The sequence below is a fragment of the Pseudomonas sp. LBUM1653 genome (assembly GCF_059716115.1).
Genome location: NZ_CP166803.1, coordinates 3,668,011 through 3,688,946, shown reverse-complemented (window position 1 = coordinate 3,688,946; position 20,936 = coordinate 3,668,011). Strand labels below are relative to the sequence as shown.

Sequence of the window (20,936 nt, the reverse complement as noted above, 5' to 3'; positions counted from 1 at the left end):
GGCTTAGCTCCCGCTCTCATCGAAACCGTTGAAGAAGCTCGCTACGTGTTCGGCGTCCAGCCCCTGCAGGGTGGGCGGGTTCCAGCGCGGATTCTTGTCTTTGTCGATCAGCAAGGCGCGCACGCCTTCGATCAGGTCGCCGCGCTCGAACCACTGGCGGTCCAGGTGCAGCTCAAGGGCGAAGCACTGTTCAAGGCTCAGCTGTCGGCCACGCCGGAGCATTTCCAGGGTCACGCCCATGGCCAGTGGCGAGCGGGTCTGCAGCAGGTCGGCGGTGGTCGTGGCCCACTCATGGCTGTTGGCGACCGTTACCTCACGCAGTTGCTCCACAATACTCGGCACATCGGGTAAGGCGAAGAAATGGTCGATAGCCGGGCGCAAGGCGGCCAGTGGCGCATCGGGCAACTGTCGCACGGCGAGTTTCGCCAGCAGGCTCTGAAGGTCTTTCAGCGGTGTGTCATGCCACTCCAGTTGATCGAGTTTTTCATCAAGCGTGGCCAGTTTGCTGCTGTCCAGGTACCAATCGGCCAGACCGCAGTACAGCGCATCGGCCGCGCGGATCTGCACACCGCTCACGCCCAGGTAAATCCCCAGTTCACCGGGGATGCGCGGCAGGAAATAGCTACCGCCAACGTCGGGGAAATAACCGATGCCGACTTCAGGCATCGCCAGTCGGCTTTTCTCGGTGACCACCCGCAAGTCGGCGCCTTGCACCAGGCCCATGCCGCCACCCAGCACAAAGCCGTCCATCAAGGCCAGCACCGGTTTGCGGTAAAGATGAATCGCGAGGTCGAGGGCGTATTCCTCGACGAAGAAATCTTCGTGCAGCGTATCGCCGTTCTTGAAACTGTCATACAGCGAGCGAATGTCGCCACCGGCACAGAAGGCTTTTTCCCCGGCACCGCGCAGCACCACCGCATGCACCTGGCCATCCTGTGCCCAGGCGTCGAGCTGACGCTGCAGATTGCGCACCATTTCCAGGGTGATGGCGTTGAGGCCGGCGGGACGATTGAGGGTCAGGTGACCGATGTGGTTGCGAACCTCGGCCAGCACTTCATTTTGCGTGGCATCCATGGACGAAGTCCACTTCGATGAAACCTGAGCAGTCATCACTAACTCCCTGCTTTTATTGTTCTTTATAGACAAGCTCGCGCGCGAGCGATGCCGGATCGTACCAGTGCAAATTTACCTTGTACAACCTAGATAAGTGCAGGTCGTCTGTGCATTTTTGCATGGCCCCCTGTTCAACGGCGAAACTGCGCTTGCAAGCACTGAGCGCATAAAAGCAGTGCTCGTTTCGCCTCATCGTGCGCCGCTGGCCAGTTAATGAAACCGTGGAGCATGCCGGCGTACTCTTCATGTTGAACCCGCACGCCGGCATCCGTGAGCCGACGCGCGAATTCGCGGCCTTCGTCGCGCAGCACATCCAGTTCGCAAGTGATGATCAGCGCCGGTGGCAACCCGTGCAGGTCTTTCTCGCGCACCGGGGAAAGCCTTGGGTCGGCACGGGATACACCTGACGGCACGTAGTGCTCGATGTACCACTCGAGCATTGCCGCGGTGAGCCCATATCCATCGGCGAATTCCTGGTGGGAGGGGTGTCGGGCCAAGCAATCGAGCAACGGATAGAGCAACATTTGAAACATGATCTTCGGCGCACCGCGGTCCCGGGCCCATTGGCAAACGACGGCCGCCAGCCCGCCGCCGGAGCCGCCTCCGGCGACCGCGATTCGCGACGGATCGAGCCCTGAGGCCGGCCCCTGTTCGACGACCCAGTCCATGGCAGAACAGCAATCTTGCACCGCAGCGGGGAATACGTGCTCCGGTGGCCGGGCGTAATCCACGGCCACCACGGCACAACCGGCCCATTCACACATCAGCCGGCAAAAACCGTCATGGGTATCCAGATCGCCAGTGACCCATCCGCCGCCATGGAAATACATCAAGGTCGCGAACGTCCCTTTCCCGGGCGGGGTGTAGAGCCGCAGTGGCAGGGGTCGTGCATGGCTGTTGATCGACAGGTCACGGACGCGAACCACCGTCAGGTCGCGAAAGGCTGTTCGCGCGCTTTCTACCGTCAAGTGCGAAGCTAATTGTTCAGGCGTCTGGCACTCAGGCTTCATTTTCTGTCCCCTTGTGCGCATAGGCCTGGATTTCGATCTCGATTACGTATTCAGGAAGGATCAACTTTCCGACTTCCAGGCACATGGTAGTAGGCGGGTGGCCTTCGAAAAACGCCTTGTGTGCTCTGGCGATTGCTGGCCAGAAATCCATATTTGTGGTGTACATGCGAGTGGCAATAATACTGCGGCGGTCTTCTCCCAGTTGTTTGATGGACGCTTCGATGATCTCCAGGCAGCGCAGCGTCTGGGCATAAGCATCACCCGGGGCGAAGGGTTCTCCTTTGTCATCGAAGGCGACCGTACCACCCATCACAATGATGTTGTCTACCTTCAACGCACGGCAGTAACAGGCTTCGGTTTCCCATTTTGCCGCGGAAAAAACGCGTTCGAATTTCATTGCAGCACTCCTTTGCCCAGATCAATGGGCAGTGATTTCAGTCCACGAAACTGCAGGTTGTTGGTACGCCATATCGCCGGTTTGCCCGCAATCAGTCGCAATTCTGGAAATCGCTTGAACAACGCGGTAAACAGCAATTCGGCCTCCAGGCGGAATAACGCGGTACCCATGCAGAAATGCTCACCCCGGCCGAATGCCAGGTGATTGTTGGGTTTGCGATAGATGTTGAAGCAGTCGGGGTTTTCGAACTCCGCCGGATCACGATTGGCCGCGGCGCGCATCAAGTAGGCCACCTGGCCTTTTTTCATCGTGACACCGTCGATTTGCACATCTTCCTTGAGCACACGATGACTGAATGACCCGGCGGAATCGAAGCGCAGCATCTCTTCGATGGCCGGTTTGACCAGGGCCAGGTCGGCCTTCAAGGCCTGGTGCTGCTGCGGATGCTCAAGCAAGTGCAGCAAACCGATGCACAGCTGATCGGCGCTGGTGGTGTAGCCCGCAACGAGGATAAAGACGATCTGTGCCAGTACGTCTTCATTGCTGGATGCGCTGTCCTGACTGGCCTCCAGTACCCGGCTGACCAGGTCGTCCTCTGGCTGTTTGCGGCGCTGTTCGATGACATCTGCGAAATACCTGTACATCTCCTCCACACCCTTGAGTGCTTGTGCCGGTCCATAGTCGGGGTCGGGACTGCCGACCAGGAAAATCAGGATGTCATCGGTCCAGCACCGCAGCTTCAACGCGTCTTCGCGCGCGATGCCGTAGAGCTTGGCCAGGATCAGCGCCGGTACGCGGTTGAAGAGGTTGGCCATCAAATCGGTTTGTTGTTCAAGGCAGGACAACTCCTCATCGGTGATGACCTGAATGGTTTCCCTCAAGGACTCGATAGCACGGGGCGTGAAGGCCTTGCCCAACAGGTGGCGGCTGGCCTTGTGTCGATCACCGTCCTGGGAGTACATCCAGTCGGAGGCGAGTTTGACGAACGTTGCCAGTTGCGCCCGTTTTTCCGGGGGCACCTGCGCATCGACCAGCTGTTGCATACGGTTCGAGGAATAGCGCCTGGCTTCACCTTGAGCGGCGAAAACATCGCTGTAGCGGGTGAGAAACCAGGCCTTGAAGTGTGGACACCAATAGACCGGATGGTGCTCACGCAGGTAACGGTAAGCCGGGTAGGGGTCGCGAATCGTTTCGCGATGGGTGAAGTCGAGCAGCGCGTGAACATCCATGGTCATTGCTCCTCATACAGTGCCGCGGTGAACTGGCGGATGTAGTCCGGTTTGTCGATGGGCGCGCTGACCAGTTCGCACGGTGGTGCCAACAAGGCAGCCAGCATGGCCAGTTGGTCTTCGCTGGCATGACTGTTGAGGTCGTTGCTGTTGGCGGCGAGTCCGCCTTCACTTAGCGGTGCAGCAAACACATCGATCAGGTCATGCAGCGTTTGGGGCGACACGAGGTGGTTGTTTTCGACTTCCCCGATAATCAGGTCAAGGGCGCGGGCGTAAGTCAGGGCGACGGCCTGACGGTGGGAGACTTCGCCCGGATTTCGACAGCGTTCGACAATGGTCTTTTCAATACGCTGGGCAATGTTTGCGGTAGGGCGTGAGGCAAAACGCGGCCGGGTGATTGCATCCCTGGCCACCTGGTAGGCCATCACACTGTTGTCCCCTGCAAACGTCACACTGATCTCGCAGTCCATGCACAACGTGACGATCTGGTTGTAATGGTGAAAACCCTGGGAGCCACAGATTTCCCGGCACATGCCCATGACATCCAGCGCTATCCAGGTGCCGACGCTTTTGGCGATGGCGGCGAGGATGTGCAGTTCTTTGCGCTTGTGCAGTTGTTCCCATTGCTCTTCGAATTTCGACAGGATTGCCTGCTCCAACAGCTTCAGGGCCAGCGCCTTGAGTTGTTCGGTGTATAGCCGTTGGCGAATCAACGGTTTGACCAACAGCGGTACGCGCGTGTTGCCGGCTTGTACCTGGCGATGGCCGGCGAAACGATAGGCCAGGAAAGTGCACAGACCGGCGCCGCTGCTCGCTGCGGCCAGGAGCAACAAACGCTCTTGAATGAACGTCTCCATGGCACAGGTCAGGCGTTCGCTTCTGGGGACATCACTACTGAACGTGCCGTCCCTGGCGAAGCGTGCGTGCCGTTGCATCAACGCATCCTGCGTCAGTTTCATCTGGTCGAAGCGAATGCCGGCCACCTGGTTGGCGTGGATTCCACCTTTGGGATCGCAGGCCATGACCTTGACGCCGGGTAACAACGGGCCATTTTCCTGTTCGCGGATCGGCACCCGAAACCAGTGCAGTCCTTCGTCCACGCCGTCGACGATCTAACGCGCCAGCACCATGACCACCGAAGCTGCGTGCAGCGCATTGCCGATCCAGAACTTGCAAGCATCCGGGGAAGGCGTATGCAGGATCAGACACTGGCCCTGCCGTTCAAAGGTGACCCGGGTTTGCAGGTTGCGCACATCCGAGCCGCTGCTGATCTCGGTGCAGCCAAAGGCATAAACCCTGCCCATCTCGATCACTTCCGGGCGGTAGTGCGCAACTTGCAACTCGCTTGCCTGAGCAAACAGCGCGTTGCCGGCGATCATGTGGTCGACGATCGACGAAAACAGCGCGTAGTCATAGGCGCCGATCAGCCCCGTGCGTTCGTACATCTGGCGAAAGTCTGACTGGCGCGTCTGCCCAAGCCACATGTCATTGGTGATCAGGCCATCGCGCACAATCGTGCGCATGCGCTCGATAGTCAAGTCCATGTAGTTGCGCAGCGGCAGGTGGTGACGTTTTGCGGGGTCGAACAGCGGGGTGCCCAGCCGTTCCAGGAGTGAGGTGCTCATTGGATGTTCCTCTCGTAGATTTCGAAAAAACAGTTTCGAAACCACCAGAGTCAGAGAGCTGGCGGAACTTGAAGCACGCGAATCACTTGCTGTAGCAGCAGGCGCTATTTTTCATGCGGACAGCAGGTTACGCGAGGGAATCGCGGTGTTTCACAAGGAGGCGCGGTTCTGTCAAAGCGCAAAGCCAGCATCGCCACCCAACAACGTTGAGTATCTCCATAGCCAGACTTCCTGTGTCATCGCTACTGGACTTTACGGCGAGCCAGACTTCGTAGTGAAAGGCAGACAACTCTGTGCGGTACGTTTTTTACTTTAGCCGCTGAACCATTCAGGGCAAGGCGCAAAATAGACCATTAGTCGGACGTTGTGCGGGACAACACCTCACCAATACTGCGCCGCCTGGCCTGCAACTCACTGGCATGGATCAGCTGTTCAAGGTCTTCGGGGGTGACGTCAATGAAGGCCTCCATCTGCGCCAGAGCCAGCTTCAGGTCCTGGGCGGTGATGGCCTGGCTGTCAATCGCAGGATGGTCGGCGGGAACGACGGCGACCGGTTCGCTGGCACGCTTGGGATAGCGGATGAGCGTCAGGTTGTTGTAGGCCAGGGCGCTGAGCAGCATGGTCGATGCGGCGAGCATCACCGGGCCCAGGGCTTTCCAGTCCATGGCAATGGTCGCAGGGTCTGCCAGGACCAGCAGCAATGCCAGTGCCCCGGCCGGTGGGTGCAGGCAACGCAGCCAGCACATCAGGATCAACGCCATGCCCGCCGCCAGGCAAGCGCTGCCCAGGGTTCGGCCCAGCACGTGGGCCACCAACAGCGCGACCACCGCGGCGCTCAAGTAGCCGCCGAGTATCGACCAGGGTTGCGCGAGCGCACCGGAAGACACCGCGAACAACAACACCGCCGAGGCACCCAGCGGGCCGACCAGGTGCTGCGCCACTTGCATGCCGAATACCTGACCGCACAGCCAGACGCTGAACATCGTCCCCAGCGCCATGCCGATGGCGGCACGACTCCATTCCGAAGGGCGGGTGTTGATAGCGGCGGGCAACCAGCGAGCAAGCATGATGAACATCGTTCCATTAAAAAATCGAGGAAAAAAAAGGCTTGCCGGGGAAACCCAGAAAGCCCTTGAAGGTGTTCCAACGATTGGGGGAGGAACGGCCACAGTGTGCAGCGCATTGCCGATGCTGACAAATTCATATTAATGAAGTTTCAGTTCATTATTTCTGATGTATCGCCACGCGCCGGCCACTCATGAAACACAGAAAACCGCCCATGGCCGTCAGCGCGCTCAAGGCATAAAACATGGTCGGCGCCGGGGTGTGCATCAACAGGAAGCCGCAGATCACCGGGCTCAGCGCGCCACCGAGGGCGGCCAGGTTCTGCGCGCCGTAGTAGCTGCCGCGCAGTTCTTCCGGGGCCAGGGTGTCGACGAAGAGGAATTCGGCCGGGTAGATGATCATTTCGCCGAGAGTGAAGATGAACATTGCCACGCACCAGCCCACCAGGCTGTCGGCCAGGCTGAATCCGATGAGCCCGACAATGAACAGGCTGGTGCCGCCAGCGATCCAGTAACGCAGTTGCTCACGCTTGAGGAAACGGCCGATCTGGTATTGCAGCAGGATCACGCTGATAGCATTGCAGGCGAGCAGGGCCGCCATGGTTTCCAGGGCGCGCTTGGAATCTTCGGTGACCAGCAGGTATTGCGACAGGTACAGGGTGAAGCGCCCATGCACCACGGTGCTGAGCAGGCAGCCGCAGGTGAACATGATCAGCGTGCGGTCGTTTTTCAAGGTGACCAAGGTCTTGAGGAAACTCTGCGGTTGGCCGATTACCGGTGTCTGCGCCGAGTCCTTGGGGATTCCCAGCATCAGGAAGATGCTGAAGAACGCGATACCCCCGGCGATCAGGAACGGGGCGATCGGATAGACCCCGGCAATCACCACGCCGAGCATGGGGCCGGTGGCGTAGCCGATGTTGGTCAGGGTGTAGCGCAGGGAAAATGCCTTGGCGCGCTGGCCCATGAGCAGGTTTTCGCTGAGGATCGCCTTGGAGCCAATGAGGAACAATGCCGACGCAGTCTCGGTAATGACCAGCGTCAGGGTGGTCAGGTAGAGGTTTTCGGCAAAGGTCAGCAACACGAAGCCAATGGCGCTGGAGAGCATCGCGAGGATCAGCAACCGGCGTTTTTCCAGGCGGTCGATGATGTAGCCGCCGTACAGGGCGAGCAGGGTGGCGATGAACACCGCGATGCCCAGCAGCAAGCCGACGTCCTGTTGGTTAAGGCCCAGTTTGTTGCTCAGGAACAGGGTGAGCAGCGGGCTGGTGATGGCGCGGCTGACGACGATGGTCAGCGAAACGATCATCAGCCGGCGAATAACAAGCGAGTACGTGGCCACGGTGGGGAGAATATCCTTATTCAGATGTTGTGGTGTCCGGCGCGATACCAAGTCGCGACCACTCCCGGGCTTGCCATCCTCGGACAGATGTGGGTCCACTTCAAGGCGAATATGCGACATCCACGCAGGCGGCAATGACTGTGCACTAGCCGCGCCGAACTGAGCGTGGATCTGAAGGACAACTACCGCTTTATCCCTGTAGGAGCTGCCGCAGGCTTCGATCTTTTGATCTTGATCTTGAAAAGCAAAGTCAAAAGATCGCAGCCTGCGGCAGCTCCTACACGGGTGGTGTGTTGTTATGCGACCACTTTAGCCGCGGGCCATTGCTGATAGGGAATCGGCAAGTTACGCGACTCGCCGCGGCCCATCGGGAAGTACAGGAAACCATTGCGCGCCAGGCGCTCGGCATCATACAGGTTGCGGCCGTCGAAGATTACCGGTGCATTGAGGCGCTGACGGATCAGATCAAAATCCGGCGCCTTGAATTGTTGCCATTCGGTGCAAATGATCAGCGCGTCCGCACCGTTGAGCACCGATTCCGGCGTGCCCATGAGCATCAGCCGGGTTTCATCGGGGTAAAGCTGCTGGGTTTGCTGCATGGCTTCGGGGTCGAATGCCCGGACATTGGCACCGGCGGCCCATAGAGATTCGAGAAGTATGCGGCTCGGTGCATCGCGCATGTCGTCGGTGTTGGGTTTGAAGGCCAGGCCCCAGACGGCGAAGGTCTTGCCCCGCAGTTCGCCTTTGTAGAATGCCTTGAGGCGCTCGAACAGCTTGTGTTTCTGCCGCTGGTTGATGGCTTCCACCGCCTGCAGCAGGTCGCTGGAGCAATGGGCCTGTTCGGCGCTGTGGATCAGCGCGCGCATGTCCTTGGGGAAGCAGGAGCCGCCATAACCGCAGCCGGGGTAGATGAAGTGATAGCCGATGCGCGAATCTGCGCCGATGCCCAGGCGGACCGATTCGATGTCGGCACCCAGGTGTTCGGCCAGCTCGGCGATCTGGTTGATGAAGCTGATCTTGGTCGCCAGCATGCAGTTGGCGGCGTATTTGGTCAGCTCGGCACTGCGCAGGTCCATGAACATGATGCGTTCATGGTTGCGGTTGAACGGCGCGTACAGGTCACGCATCAACTCGCGCACTTCTTCGCGTTCACAGCCAATGACGATACGGTCCGGGCGCCGGCAATCGGCCACGGCCGAGCCTTCCTTGAGAAACTCGGGATTGGAGACGATATCGAACTGCAACAAGCGCCCGACCTTGATCAGACACTTGTCGATATGCGCGCGCAGGGCATCGCCAGTGCCCACCGGCACCGTGGACTTCTCCACCATGATCACCGGTTGTTCACGGTGCAGTGCCACCGCCTCACCCACCGCCATCACCTGACTCAGGTCTGCCGAGCCATCGCTGCGCGACGGCGTACCGACTGCGATAAACAACACCTGGCCATGTTGCACCGCGAGTTTCTCATCGCTGGTGAACTGCAACCGACGGGCATCCAGGCCTTCGCGCACCAGGCTGGCCAGCCCCGGTTCGAAAATGCTCACGTGGCCTTGTTGCAGCCACTCGACTTTTTTCTCGTCGACGTCCATGCAGACCACGTCGTGGCCGACTTCAGCCAATACCGCCGCTTGCACCAAGCCAACATAGCCGCTACCGAATACACTGATTCTCATGGTTTGCTCCTGCCCCGATCGAGTCCGGTCAAGGTTTAGCAACGCCATGTTTCAATTCGTCTATCGGCGCCACACCGGCCGTTTGTCGGCAGAGCATTTGACTTTCCCGGCCACGACCGGCAGCGTAGCGGCCATCCGTATCTGTATACCGTTTTCTGCTTCCTCTTTATCCAAGGCCGTTTCGTTTGACTGACTTACCCGCAACTGATCCAAGTGTCGCCAAACCCAATCCGCTGACCCTGTATCTGGCACGGCTGGCACCCTCCAGCCAACTGACCATGCGTTATGTCCTGCAGGACGCCGCCGACCGCCTGGGCTTCGAAGAGGTAAATGTCGAGGAGATTGCCTGGCACAACCTGCAGCCCGAAGATGTCATCGCCCTGGTCGCCGCCTTGCGCACCGACGGTTATGCGCCCAACACTTCGTCGTTGTACGTCAATGCCGTGCGCGGGGTAATGAACGAAGCATGGCGCATGAGCCTGATCAGCCAGGAACACTTGTTGAAAATGCGCTCGGTCAAGGGTATCGCCGGCACGCGCCTGTCCCAGGGGCGCAACCTGCGGCGCTCATTGATCCAGGAATTGATGGAAGTCTGCGCCGCCGATCCGCGGCCACAAGGCCTGCGGGACGCCGCCATCATTGCGATTCTGTACGGTTCGGGCATGCGCAAATCGGAGTCGGTGAACCTCGACCTGAACCAGGTCGACTTCAATGAGCGCAGCCTGCGCGTCACTGCCAAGGGCAACAAACAGTTGATCAAGTACGCCCCGGCCTGGGCTTTCGCCAAACTCGATGCCTGGCTGGAACTGCGCCGCTCGATGCTCAAGGAAGGCGAAGAGGACGACCCGTTCCTGTTCAACCGTATCCGTCGTGGCAGTCACATCACCCGCGAGCGCATTACCAAACACGCGATCTACTACATAGCCCGCCAACGGGGTGCGCAGGTGGGGGTGAAAATCATGCCCCATGATTTTCGCCGCTCGTTCATCACCCGGGTGATCGAAGAACACGACCTGTCCATCGCGCAAAAACTGGCGCATCACAGCAATATCCAGACCACGGCCAACTACGATGTGCGCGACGACAACGAGCGGCGCCGGGCGGTGGATCGCTTCGACCTTTGACGTCCGAGGATCAAGGCTCGCTCAGCACATGCGCGTGACCGATGGTCGAGACCTGGACTGCGCTGCCCGCAGGCGGCGCATACATGCCGGAGCTGCGTACCAGCAATGAGCGCCCGATGGACTGGTCGGGGGCGCGAGGCTGCAACTCCACGGTCAAGGTGCAGGTGTTGCCGCTGAAATCCCGATCGATCACCCTGGCGCGGCAGCCCGTGACACCCGTGGCGTCGGGCAGGACGCTGGCGAGTTGCAACTGTTCGGGCCGCAGCATGATCTGCGCCGAGTGGTTGTTGCGATGATTGTTGACCGGTATCCGGCCCAGGTCGCAATGCGCCCAGCCAGCCTCGATCCGGGCCGGCATGACCACGGCGTCGCCGAGAAACAGCGCGGTCTGTTCGTCTTCGGGGTAGCGATAGAGGTCCAGCGGATGGCCTGACTGCACCAGCCGGCCATGGCGCATCACCGCCAGTTGATCGGCGAAGGACAAGGCTTCGCTCTGATCATGGGTGACCAGGATGGTGGTGACACCCGCGTCTGCCAACAGGCGGGCGACCATCTTGCGCATGACGGCGCGCAAGCCGGTGTCGAGTGCCGAAAACGGCTCGTCCAGCAACATCAGGCGAGGCTGCTGCGCCAGCGCCCGTGCCAGCGCCACACGCTGCTGCTGGCCGCCAGACAACTCGTGGGGCCAGCGCCCGGCCATGTTCGAATCGAGGGCCACACTGTCCATCAACTGAGCGACACGCTCATGCTTTTCGTTGCCTTTGCTCGACAAGCCGAAGCCGATGTTGGCGGCCACGGTCATGTGCGGGAACAAGGCGCCGTCCTGCGGGACATAGCCAATCAGGCGTTGGTGCGCCGGTACTTCATGGGTGCTGTCGACCAGGGTTTGACCGTTGAGCGACAAGCGGCCGGAGTCAGGGAACTCGAAGCCGGCAATCATCCGCAGCAAGGTGGTCTTGCCTGAGCCCGAGGGGCCGACAATGACCGTACGGCTGCCGCTGGGCACCGACAGACTGACGTTATCCAGGGCTCGATGGGCACCGTAGGATTTGTTCAGTGAATGCAGTTCAAGAGTGTTCATCGGCCAGCCGTTTTTTTCGATTGGTGATAAAGGAGCCCAGTCAACGGCAGCGACAACAGGATCATCAGCAGGGCATAGGGCGCCGCCGCGACATAGTCGATTTCGCTGGTCATGGCCCAGAACCCGGTAGCCAGGGTCCGCGTGCCGTTGGGCGCGAGCAACAGGGTGGCGGTCAGTTCATTGGTGATCGCCAGGAACACCAGCGCAGCGCCGGCAGCAGCCCCCGGAGCGGCCAGGCGCAGGGTGATCAGCCACAACGCGCGGGCAGGGGAGCGGCCCAGGCTGCGCGCCATGTTCTCCAGTTCCACGGGCGCCTGGGCGATGCCGGCGCGCAAGCTCACCAGAGCCCGGGGCAAGAACATCAGCAGGTAAGCCAGGAGCACGGTGATGGTGGTCTGATAGATCGGCCGGGCAAAATGAATGGTCACGGTCACCAGGGCCAACGCCACGACGATGCCCGGCAATGAACTGGTGATGTAGTTACAGCTTTCCAGTATCCGTTGCATCCGTCCTGGGTGGCGGATCGATAGCCACGCAATCGGAATGGCGGCGCAGGTGGTCAGGGCTGCGCCCGCGACGCCCAGCAGCAGGGTCTGTTGCAGCGCCGGCAGCAGCTCGCCCAGGTCCCAGGCTTGCACGCCTCCGGCGATCAACCACCGGCCCAGGGTGATCAAGGGCACACCCAGCGCCAGGGCGCAGGTGGCGATCTGCAACGCCAGTGCGATCACCCTGGCCGGGGTTTTCAGACACACTACCCGTTGCTCACGGGCACTGCCCGAGCCCACGCGGGCGTAGCGCGCATGGCCCCGTGCGGCGGATTCCACGGTCAGCATCACCAGGCAACACAGGGCGAGCACACTGGCCAGCATGTGGGCGGCAGGCCCGTTGAAGGTGGATTTGAACTGATCGAAGATCGCGGTGGTGAAGGTGTCGAAGCGAATCATCGCGTACAGGCCATATTCGGCCAGCAGATGCAGACCGACCAGCAACGCGCCACCGCAAATGGCCAGGCGCAACTGCGGCAGCACCACGCGAAAAAACACCGCCCACGGCTTGAGCCCAAGCGATTCGGCGACATCTTCAATGGCCGGGTCGAGGCGCCGCAGCGTCGCGGCAATCGGCAAGTACAGAAACGGGAAGTAGGCAATGACCGACACCAGCACCCCGGCGAACAACCCGTGGATCGGCGGCACCAGGCTGACCCAGGCATAGCTGTGGACAAAGGCTGGCACCGCCAGGGGGGCCGTCGCCAGCAACGACCACCAACGCCGCCCCGGCAAATCCGTGCGCTCTGTCAGCCAGGCCAGCGTCACACCCAGCGCCACACAGAGGGGAATCGTCAGCACCACCAGCAACACGGTGTTGGTCAACAACTCGCCCACCCGTGGCCGGAACACCAATGTCACCACCGTGGACCAGCCGGTCTGCAAGGACACGCCGATGACATAGGCAATCGGCAGCAGCGCCAGCAACGACACCAGCACCGACAAACCGACCACCCACGCGCCACCGCGGCTCGCGAACACGCCGCGTGACCGTCTACGCAAATTTGCGGATAACGCCTCGGCGGCACCCGCCGGCAGGATTTCAGGCATCAATTAAAGCAGTCCTGCCTGAGTCATCAGCTCCACGGCTTTTTTACTGTCGAGTTTCGAGGCGTCGACGGACGGTGCGTCGAGCTGCTGCAAAGGCACCAGTTTAGGGTTGGATTCGGCGTTCTTGCCCACGGCGTATTCAAACGATTTGCCGTCCTTGAGGATGGCCTGGCCGTCCTTGCCGGTGATCCATTTGAGGAACGCCTGGGCTTGTTCCTTGTGTTTGCTGGAGGCCAGGATGCCGCCACCGGAAATGCTGACAAAAGCGCCCGGGTCCTTGTGTTTGAAGTAGTGCAAAGCGGTGTTCTTGCTGTTCTCGCCGGTCTTGGCCTGATCGACGAAGCTGTAATAGTGGTAGATCACGCCGCTGTCGATCTGCCCGGCATTCACCGCCTTGAGTACGGAGCTGTTGCCCCGGTACGCGGTGAAGTTGGTTTTCATCGCCTTGAGCCAGTCGAGGGTCGCGGCTTCGCCTTTCTGTTCGAGGATGGCGGCGACGATGGCCTGGAAGTCGGCGCCACCGGGCGATGCACCCCAGCGGCCTTTCCAGCTCGGCGCGGCGAGGTCCATGATCGATTTGGGCAACTGGGCTTCCGGGAGTTTGCTCGGGTTGTAGACGAATACCGTGGAACGCGCAGCGATCCCCACCCATTTACCGTGGGCCGGGCGGTAGGCTGAGTCCACCTGCTCCAGGGTGGTTTTGTCCACGGGGGCAAACAAACCTGCGCTATCGACCAGGACCATCGCCGGGGAGTTTTCGGTGAGGAATACATCGGCCGGCGAGTCGGCACCTTCCTGCACGATCTGGTTGCCCATTTCAGTGTCATCGCCGTTGCGCAAGGTCACCGCAATACCGGTTTCCTGTGTAAAACCTTCGACCCAAGATTTGGTCAGGCTTGCATGCTGTGCGTTGTAGACCACGATGCCGACGGTATCGGCTGCGTACGCGTGACCAGCGCTCAGCAAAGCGGTGGCCAGCAAGGCCTTTTTGAGGAACGAAGGGATAGGGGACTTCATGCGGCGCCAGCTCCTGTTTTTTTTGGTCTTGCAGGCTTATTCGTGCGAATCGACAACGCAAAGACGTCAATTATTGTAGATCAATACGAATCATTTGCAGATTTGAGGCGGGGCTAATGAAGAGCCGCGAATTAGAAAAAATTGTCAAATCCTCCAATTAAAGAAACCTGTGGGAGCCTTTGTGGCGAGGGGATTTATCCCCGTCCGACTGCGCAGCAGTCGTAAAACCATTGTCCACGATGTACCTGATACACCGCGATTTTAGGTTTGGGGGCCGCTTCGCAGCCCGACGGGGATAAATCCCCTCGCCACAAAGGCTCCCACAAGGGGTTGTGTTACGGACTGGCATTGGCGGATGGACAACCTTTTTGCGAACCAGCCGCTGCCTGGCTAATCAGCGCGGCCAGGCGCCTGACGTTGTTCTGCTGTGCCGCCACCAGCTCATCGATCGATGGACCGGACGGTGTCTGCAGGGTGCTGCGGCAATTTTCCATGATGTTTTCATGGCCATTGCTGCTACGCAGGCGCCATTTCACGTCGAGCAACCCATACTGGCCGGGAATCGAATCAAAGCGCTGTACCTCCAGGCGCACCGACATTTTGCGTTGCGGATTGTTGTTGACCATCTGGTCGAGCAAGGCACTGCGCAACTCATCCACCAGGCTGGCCCCCCACCAGTCGGTTTCCAGGATCGCCATGCCGGTGTTGCCCTGGCGCACGACGATCTGCGGCCGATCGACCTGCGGCGGGACAGTGAGCAATTCAATCTGGATATCCGCGGCACTGCGTGAACTGCCTGCCAGTTGGGCCGGGGTCAAGGTGTGAAACTGGATCGGATCGCTGCGGCAGGCAGCGAGCAACGACAACGCGGCGACCAACGTGAATTTCAGCGGAAAAGCCATGAATGTTGCTCCTGTGGTCATTTGCTCGGCGGCCCTTGCAGATCGATTGGCGCGGCATTGTTCGGACGACCGCGAATCAACGATTCCGGATGCCGGCCCAGATAATCCGCCAGGTCACGCAGCGCACGCGACGTGCGCCCGAGTTCGTCCATGGTCTGGCCGAGTTTTTCCCGCTGCGGCGAGTCTTCGGCAAGCGTCGAATTGGCCGATTGCAGGGTCGTGCTGGCCGATTGCAGGGTTTTGCTGACGTCCCCCAGGGTGCTTTGCACGCTAGGTAAGGTCTTGGCGTTGAATTGCGACAGGCCTTTGCGCAGTTCGACGAGGTTGCTGTCGAAGTTGCTGGCAATGCGCTCGATTGGCAATTGATTGATTTTGTTGACCATGCCTTCCAGTTTTTCCTGCAACTGCTCAAGGCTGCCGGGAACCGTTGGAATCATGACGGGGCGGGCGGTGGGGTCAAACGCGACTTTCTCCGCTTTGGGATAGAAGTCGAGCGCGATGTACAGCTGACCGGTCAACAGATTGCCGCTACGCGCCTGGGCGCGCAGACCGTTCTCAACGAAAGTGCCCATCAGGCGTATGCCAGCGGCTTCGTCATTGGGGTCATGCTTCAAGACCTCGAGCATCTTGGTGTGGGCCTGGCCGAGTCGTTGCGGGTAGATCATGATGCCGACGTTGACCGGAAATGTGCGCTTTTTCGCGTCGAAATCCAGATTGATCGATACGACTTTACCGAATTCCACGCCAAGGAATTCTACCGGCGCATCGACCTTGAGGCCGCGCAGGGCCTGGTCGAATCGCAAACTCAAGTACTGTCCCTTGCCGCTGGGCGGGGCGAGGGCGGTTAGCTGGTCCTCGAACAGGTCGAATGTTTTTGCCTCGGTGGCCGGTTGATCGTTGGGGCTGTATTGCGGAGCGCGGAACGCGATGCCGCCCACCAGGATCGATGACAGCGATTCGGTTTTCACTGAAAAGCCGTTGGCGCCGACGTTCAAGTCGACCCCGCTGGCATTCCAGAATCGGGTGTTTTCGGTGACGTAGGCATCGTTGGGCGAGTGGATAAACACCTCGATGTTCACCCCTTTACCGTCAGCGTCCAGGGCGTAGGCCACCACCTGGCCGACCGGAATCTTGCGGTAGTAGACGGGAGAACCGATGTCCAGCGAACCGAGGTCCTCTGTGTGCAAGGTAAAACGCTTGCCCGGTTCGCCATAGGTGATAGGCGGCGGGTTTTCCAGGCCCTTGAAGTTCTTCGACCGTGAATTGGATTGGCCGATATCGGCGCCGATGTAATCACCGGACAACAATGTGTCGATACCCGACACGCCGCCGGCCCCGATCCGCGGCCTGACGACCCAGAACTGCGAGTCCTCGCGGGTAAAGGTTTCTGCCTGTTTGGCCAGCTTGACGGTGGCGTTGACACTCTTCTGGTCGTCACTGAGCTCAACGTCCGAGACATGGCCGATCACGACGTTGCGGTACTTGACCTCGGTTTTGTTGGCAACCAGCCCGCTGCCGGTCTTGAACGTTATGGTGATGGTCGGCCCTTCCTGCAACATGCTGTGGACCACCAGCGAGAGCCCCACCAGCACCGCGACAACCGGCACGATCCACACCAGCGAAACGCTGAAACGGCGGGTCTTGATGGGAGCCTGCCCGGGGGCCTGCGGCCCGTCAGTGGCTTGTGACTTCATCCGTGACCTCCTCATTTGGGTTATCTCGCGCTTGATCCGGTTGTTTATCCCAGATCAGGCGCGGGTCGAAACTCATTGCCGCCAGCATGGTGAACACCACCACCAGGCCAAAGAACAGAATGCCTGCGCGCGGCTCTATGTCGGCCAGGGCTTGAAATTTCACCAGCGACGCCACCAGGGCCACGACAATGACGTCGAGCATCGACCAATAACCGATGAGTTCGACGAAACGGTACATCTTCGACCGATCCTTGCGCGCCCATTCGCTGTTGCGCTGAACGGTCACCAGCAGCAGCGTCAGGGCGACGAACTTGACGCCTGGCACCGCGATGCTGGCGATGAAAATGATCAGGGCAATGTCCCAGGCACCGTGCTGCCAGAACTCGATCACGCCGCTCATGATCGTGCTGTCGGCGCCATTGCCGACCATCTTGGTATTCATCACGGGCAACAGGTTGGCCGGGATGTAAAACACCAGGGCCGTTAACATGTAGGCCCAGGTCCGGGTCAGCGAGTTGGTCTTGCGCCGATGCAGCGGCGCACCGCAGCGCTCGCACTCATGGGGATCGTGGGTCGTGTCGCAGGCCAGCCCACAGGTGTGGCACAGGCACAGGTTGAGTTCGCTGGCGACCGGAGGCGTTGTCATACACTGTCCCACAATTCGCGGATATCGCGGCCGGCGAGGCGGATCATCATCAGGCTGAGGACCGCCAGGGCAAACAGACCGATGCCAGGCAGCACATCCAGCAACCCGGCGAGCTTGATCACCGCGACCATTGCCCCCAGCAGACAGACTTCCAGCATGCTCCAGGGCCGAAGGGTTTCCAGCCAGCGCATGCAGAACCTGAAACCGGGTGAGCGCCGATGGGCGAGGGCGAAACCCAGGACCCAGATCAACAGCAACAACTGGAAAATCGGCGCGATGATCATGGCGATCGCCGCCACCATGGCAATGAATGTGATGGGCCCCAGGCTCAATGCCAGCACCGAATCCCAAAGTGTTGCGCTATTTTTCAGGCCTTTGAGGCTGATGCTCATGACCGGATAAAAGTTGGCAAAGATCCACAGCACCAAAGCCGTGAAGGTCAACGCCAGGCGCTGTTCCACTGTCAGGCCGTTATAGCGCTGGAGTACGCCGCCGCAGCGTGTACACAGGGTTTTCTGATGTTTGGCGAGCGTGACTTTTTCATACACGCAGTCGCAGTGCTCGCAGATGATCAGTTGATCAGTAGTTGCCATGGGCCAGGCTCAACAGGAGGCAGGAAGTTCAGAGCACTCCCTCAATATAGAAGTGACTCGCAATTGAGCAAATCGAAATAAGGCATGTCGGGTCGCCGCATCGTAGTGATGGCCGCCTGACAGCCAACCAATCTCTCGCGGCTGTACCCGATCTACTGTAGGAGCGAGCATGCTCGCGATGGTCGTCAACGATGACGAGGGCTGTCTGGATGCCCGCGTTATCGTTAAGGACCATCGCGAGCATGCTCGCTCCTACAGGGCCCGCCGCGCGCCGTGCACGTGCAAGAGGGGCACAGGGATTAACCCAGCACTTCGCGCATCCGGTACCAGAGCATGCCGAGCGCGAGCAGTGGCGAACGCAGGGCGCGACCGCCAGGGAAGGTCATGTGGGGTACGGCGCTGAACACGTCGAAACCCCGGCTGTATCCTGCCTGGATCGCTTCGCCCAGCAGTTTCGCGCACCAGTGGGTCACATTGAGGCCATGGCCGGAGTAACCCTGGGCGTAGAACACGTTCGGGTGCTGGCTCAGGCGTCCGACCTGTGGGAATCGATTGGCCGTGATGCCGATTTTGCCGCCCCATTGATAGTCAATGCGCACATTCGCCAACTGCGGGAAGACCTTGAGCATCTGCGGGCGCATGTAGGCCGTGATGTCCCGTGGATCGCGCCCGGAATAATGGCAGGCTCCGCCGAACAGCAGGCGCCGGTCCGCCGAGAGCCGGTAGTAATCCAGGCCGACTTTCTGGTCGCACAGCGCCAGGTTGTGCGGGATCAGCTGCGCGGCAACCTCTGCCGACAAGGGTTCGGTGGCAATAATGTAGCTGCCGGCCGGGAGCACCTTGCCGCTGAGTTTCGGTTCGAGTTCTTCCAGGTGGGCGTTACAGGCGAGCACCAGGCTGCCAGCGCGCACCGTACCGCCGACACAACGAACCTGAACGGTGTCGCCATGGATCAACTCCAGCACCGTACTCTGCTCGAAGATCTGCACGCCGAGGGACTGCGCGAGTTTAGCTTCGCCAAGGACCAGGTTCAGCGGGTGCAAGTGACCGGAACCCATATCCACCAATCCCCCGGCATACACGCCGGAGTTAACCACGTGTTCACGGATCTGTCCGGGGTCGATCAGGCGGGTTTCATGGGCGTAACCCGATTCCTTGAGCTGTGCATGTTCGGCCTTCAGCCCGGCAAACTGCGCCGGGGTGTTGGCCAGTTCGCAAAAGCCCCAGCGCAGGTCGCAATCGATACCGTGCTCACGGATGCGATTGCCCACTACTTGCACCGATTCGACTCCTGCGCGCTCCAGATAACGCACGCCTTCGACACCGATATGTTTGGCGAAGCCACTGACGTCATGGCCGATGCCGCGAATCAACTGCCCCCCGTTGCGCCCGCTGGCACCCCAGCCGATCCGCCGGCCTTCGAGCAGGATCACCGAGAGCCCGCGCTGAGCCAGTTCGATGGCCGTGTTGATTCCGGTGAAACCACCGCCAATCACGCAAACGTCGACCTCAAGGTCAGAAGTCAGCTGAGGAAAATCCGCCATGCCGTGGGCCGAAGCGGCGTAATACGAGCGAGTATGTTCCTGTGCGTACTGGTTCATTTGTTGGACTTCACTTTGCTCCACGAACGGGTCATCAGGCGCATGATCGACTGCGGCGGCGTGGTGGAGATGTAGAGTTTGTCGAGCACTTCCTGAGGCGGGTAAACCTCAGGGTTGTTCACCAATTCCGGGTCCATGTACTGCTTGGCGGCCGGGTTCGGGTTGGCATAGCCGACCGAGGCACTGACCTTGGCGATCACTTGCGGGTCGAGCAGGTAATTGATGAAGGCATGGGCTTCTTTCGTGTTGCTGGCGTCGGCAGGGATGGCCAGCAGATCGAACCACAGGTTGCTGCCTTCCTTGGGAATGGCGTAAGCGATGTTCACGCCGTTCTTGGCTTCCTTGGCGCGGTTGGCAGCCTGGAACACATCACCGGAGTAACCGAACGCCACGCAGATGTCGCCGTTGGCCAGGTCCGAGACATACTTGGAAGAGTGGAAGTAGGTGATGTACGGACGGATGCTCAGCAGCTTGGCTTCGGCTTTCTTGAAGTCATCAGGGTTCTCGCTGCGCGGGTCCAGGCCCATGTAGTTGAGGACCGCGGGGAACACTTCATCCGCCGAGTCCATCATCGAGACGCCGCACTGGCTGAGCTTCTTGATGTTTTCCGGCTCGAACAAAACGGCCCAGGAATCGATGTGGTCGATGCCCAGTACCTGCTTGACCTTGTCGACGTTGTAGCCGATGCCGTTGGTGCCCCACAGGTACGGCACCGAGTGCGTGTTACCCGGATCGTTTTTCTCCAGCAAGGCCAGCAGTTTGGGGTCGAGATTCTTGAAGTTCGGCAGTTGCTCGCGGTCCAGCTTCAGGAACGCGCCGGCCTTCACCTGGCGGGCGAGGAAGTGGTTGGACGGCACGACCACGTCATACCCGGTACGCCCGGCGAGCAGTTTGCCTTCCAGGGTTTCATTGGAGTCGAAAACGTCGTAGATCACCTTGATCCCGGTTTTGGCCTGGAAGTCGGCGAGGGTGGTCTCGCCGATGTAGTCGGTCCAGTTGTAGACACTGACCTGTGGCTGAGCCTGGGCAACGGCGCTGAACAGAACCGCCAGCGCGACCGGGACCACGGATTTCAAAAGACGCATATCGACACCTCTTCGAATTATGATCGTTCCCACGCGCAGCAAAGGAATGCAGCCCGGGACGCTCTGCGTCCCATTGGAACGCGGAGCGTCCCTTGAGGCATTCCTTTGCTGCGCGTGGGAACGAACAGTTAGGGGGAGTTAGATA

General features: G+C 60.0%; 19 protein-coding genes. 1 reads left to right on the top strand and 18 read right to left on the bottom strand.

Features of this window, described 5'->3' with window-relative positions:
* Positions 1-3: 3 nt before the first annotated feature.
* From ACA054_RS16555 to ACA054_RS16515, 9 genes are all read right to left on the bottom strand, one after another.
* A complete protein-coding gene (locus ACA054_RS16555) occupies positions 4-1,110 on the bottom strand; it encodes an enoyl-CoA hydratase/isomerase family protein (RefSeq protein ID WP_497685203.1) in 1,107 nt (368 codons plus the stop codon).
* Positions 1,111-1,244: 134 nt separating this feature from the next.
* Positions 1,245-2,123: an alpha/beta hydrolase gene (locus tag ACA054_RS16550; RefSeq protein WP_497685202.1), complete on the bottom strand. Its 879-nt coding sequence runs from the start codon at positions 2,121-2,123 to the stop codon at positions 1,245-1,247.
* A complete protein-coding gene (locus tag ACA054_RS16545) occupies positions 2,113-2,520 on the bottom strand; it encodes a RidA family protein (RefSeq protein WP_497685201.1) in 408 nt (135 codons plus the stop codon). The genes ACA054_RS16550 and ACA054_RS16545 overlap by 11 nt, the downstream gene beginning before the upstream one ends.
* On the bottom strand, positions 2,517-3,749 hold the full coding sequence (locus ACA054_RS16540; protein WP_497685200.1) for a cytochrome P450: 1,233 nt from the start codon (positions 3,747-3,749) through the stop codon (positions 2,517-2,519). The genes ACA054_RS16545 and ACA054_RS16540 overlap by 4 nt, the downstream gene beginning before the upstream one ends.
* 2 nt (positions 3,750-3,751) lie before the next feature.
* Positions 3,752-4,849 carry an acyl-CoA dehydrogenase family protein gene (locus ACA054_RS16535; protein ID WP_497685199.1) on the bottom strand — a complete coding sequence of 366 codons (1,098 nt, stop codon included), beginning with the start codon at positions 4,847-4,849 and terminating at the stop codon, positions 3,752-3,754.
* 12 nt (positions 4,850-4,861) lie between these two features.
* The gene (locus ACA054_RS16530) at positions 4,862-5,374 is read right to left on the bottom strand and encodes a hypothetical protein (RefSeq protein ID WP_497685198.1); all 513 of its coding nucleotides are present in this window, start codon (positions 5,372-5,374) and stop codon (positions 4,862-4,864) included.
* A gap of 353 nt (positions 5,375-5,727) precedes the next feature.
* Positions 5,728-6,441: an HPP family protein gene (locus tag ACA054_RS16525; protein ID WP_497685197.1), complete on the bottom strand. Its 714-nt coding sequence runs from the start codon at positions 6,439-6,441 to the stop codon at positions 5,728-5,730.
* 157 nt (positions 6,442-6,598) lie between these two features.
* Complete coding sequence (locus ACA054_RS16520) at positions 6,599-7,777, bottom strand: MFS transporter (RefSeq protein ID WP_497685196.1); 1,179 nt, start codon at positions 7,775-7,777, stop codon at positions 6,599-6,601.
* Between the two features lie 296 nt (positions 7,778-8,073).
* Positions 8,074-9,453, bottom strand: a complete 1,380-nt coding sequence (locus ACA054_RS16515; RefSeq protein ID WP_497685195.1) for a UDP-glucose dehydrogenase family protein — start codon at positions 9,451-9,453, stop codon at positions 8,074-8,076.
* A 185-nt stretch (positions 9,454-9,638) separates the two neighbouring features.
* Between ACA054_RS16515 and ACA054_RS16510 the strand changes: the two genes are divergently transcribed.
* Positions 9,639-10,577: a site-specific integrase gene (locus ACA054_RS16510; RefSeq protein WP_497685194.1), complete on the top strand. Its 939-nt coding sequence runs from the start codon at positions 9,639-9,641 to the stop codon at positions 10,575-10,577.
* Positions 10,578-10,587: 10 nt separating this feature from the next.
* Here the strand turns inward: ACA054_RS16510 and ACA054_RS16505 are convergent, their stop codons facing one another.
* From ACA054_RS16505 to ACA054_RS16465, 9 genes are all read right to left on the bottom strand, one after another.
* Complete coding sequence (locus tag ACA054_RS16505) at positions 10,588-11,658, bottom strand: ABC transporter ATP-binding protein (RefSeq protein WP_497685193.1); 1,071 nt, start codon at positions 11,656-11,658, stop codon at positions 10,588-10,590.
* On the bottom strand, positions 11,655-13,253 hold the full coding sequence (locus tag ACA054_RS16500) for an ABC transporter permease (RefSeq protein WP_497685192.1): 1,599 nt from the start codon (positions 13,251-13,253) through the stop codon (positions 11,655-11,657). Before ACA054_RS16500 ends, ACA054_RS16505 begins: the two co-directional genes overlap by 4 nt.
* Positions 13,254-13,256: 3 nt before the next feature.
* Entirely contained in the window at positions 13,257-14,270 is a 1,014-nt protein-coding gene (locus tag ACA054_RS16495) for an iron ABC transporter substrate-binding protein (protein WP_497685191.1), read from the bottom strand.
* Positions 14,271-14,605: 335 nt separating this feature from the next.
* Complete coding sequence (locus ACA054_RS16490) at positions 14,606-15,172, bottom strand: PqiC family protein (RefSeq protein ID WP_497685190.1); 567 nt, start codon at positions 15,170-15,172, stop codon at positions 14,606-14,608.
* A gap of 17 nt (positions 15,173-15,189) precedes the next feature.
* Positions 15,190-16,866 (bottom strand): PqiB family protein, encoded by a 1,677-nt coding sequence (locus ACA054_RS16485; protein ID WP_497685189.1) that lies wholly within the window; start codon positions 16,864-16,866, stop codon positions 15,190-15,192.
* Positions 16,847-17,512 (bottom strand): paraquat-inducible protein A, encoded by a 666-nt coding sequence (locus tag ACA054_RS16480; protein WP_497685188.1) that lies wholly within the window; start codon positions 17,510-17,512, stop codon positions 16,847-16,849. The genes ACA054_RS16485 and ACA054_RS16480 overlap by 20 nt, the downstream gene beginning before the upstream one ends.
* On the bottom strand, positions 17,509-18,105 hold the full coding sequence (locus ACA054_RS16475; RefSeq protein ID WP_497685187.1) for a paraquat-inducible protein A: 597 nt from the start codon (positions 18,103-18,105) through the stop codon (positions 17,509-17,511). The genes ACA054_RS16480 and ACA054_RS16475 overlap by 4 nt, the downstream gene beginning before the upstream one ends.
* 299 nt (positions 18,106-18,404) lie before the next feature.
* Positions 18,405-19,706 carry an NAD(P)/FAD-dependent oxidoreductase gene (locus ACA054_RS16470; protein ID WP_497685186.1) on the bottom strand — a complete coding sequence of 434 codons (1,302 nt, stop codon included), beginning with the start codon at positions 19,704-19,706 and terminating at the stop codon, positions 18,405-18,407.
* On the bottom strand, positions 19,703-20,791 hold the full coding sequence (locus tag ACA054_RS16465; RefSeq protein WP_497685185.1) for a polyamine ABC transporter substrate-binding protein: 1,089 nt from the start codon (positions 20,789-20,791) through the stop codon (positions 19,703-19,705). Before ACA054_RS16465 ends, ACA054_RS16470 begins: the two co-directional genes overlap by 4 nt.
* Positions 20,792-20,936: the final 145 nt, after the last annotated feature.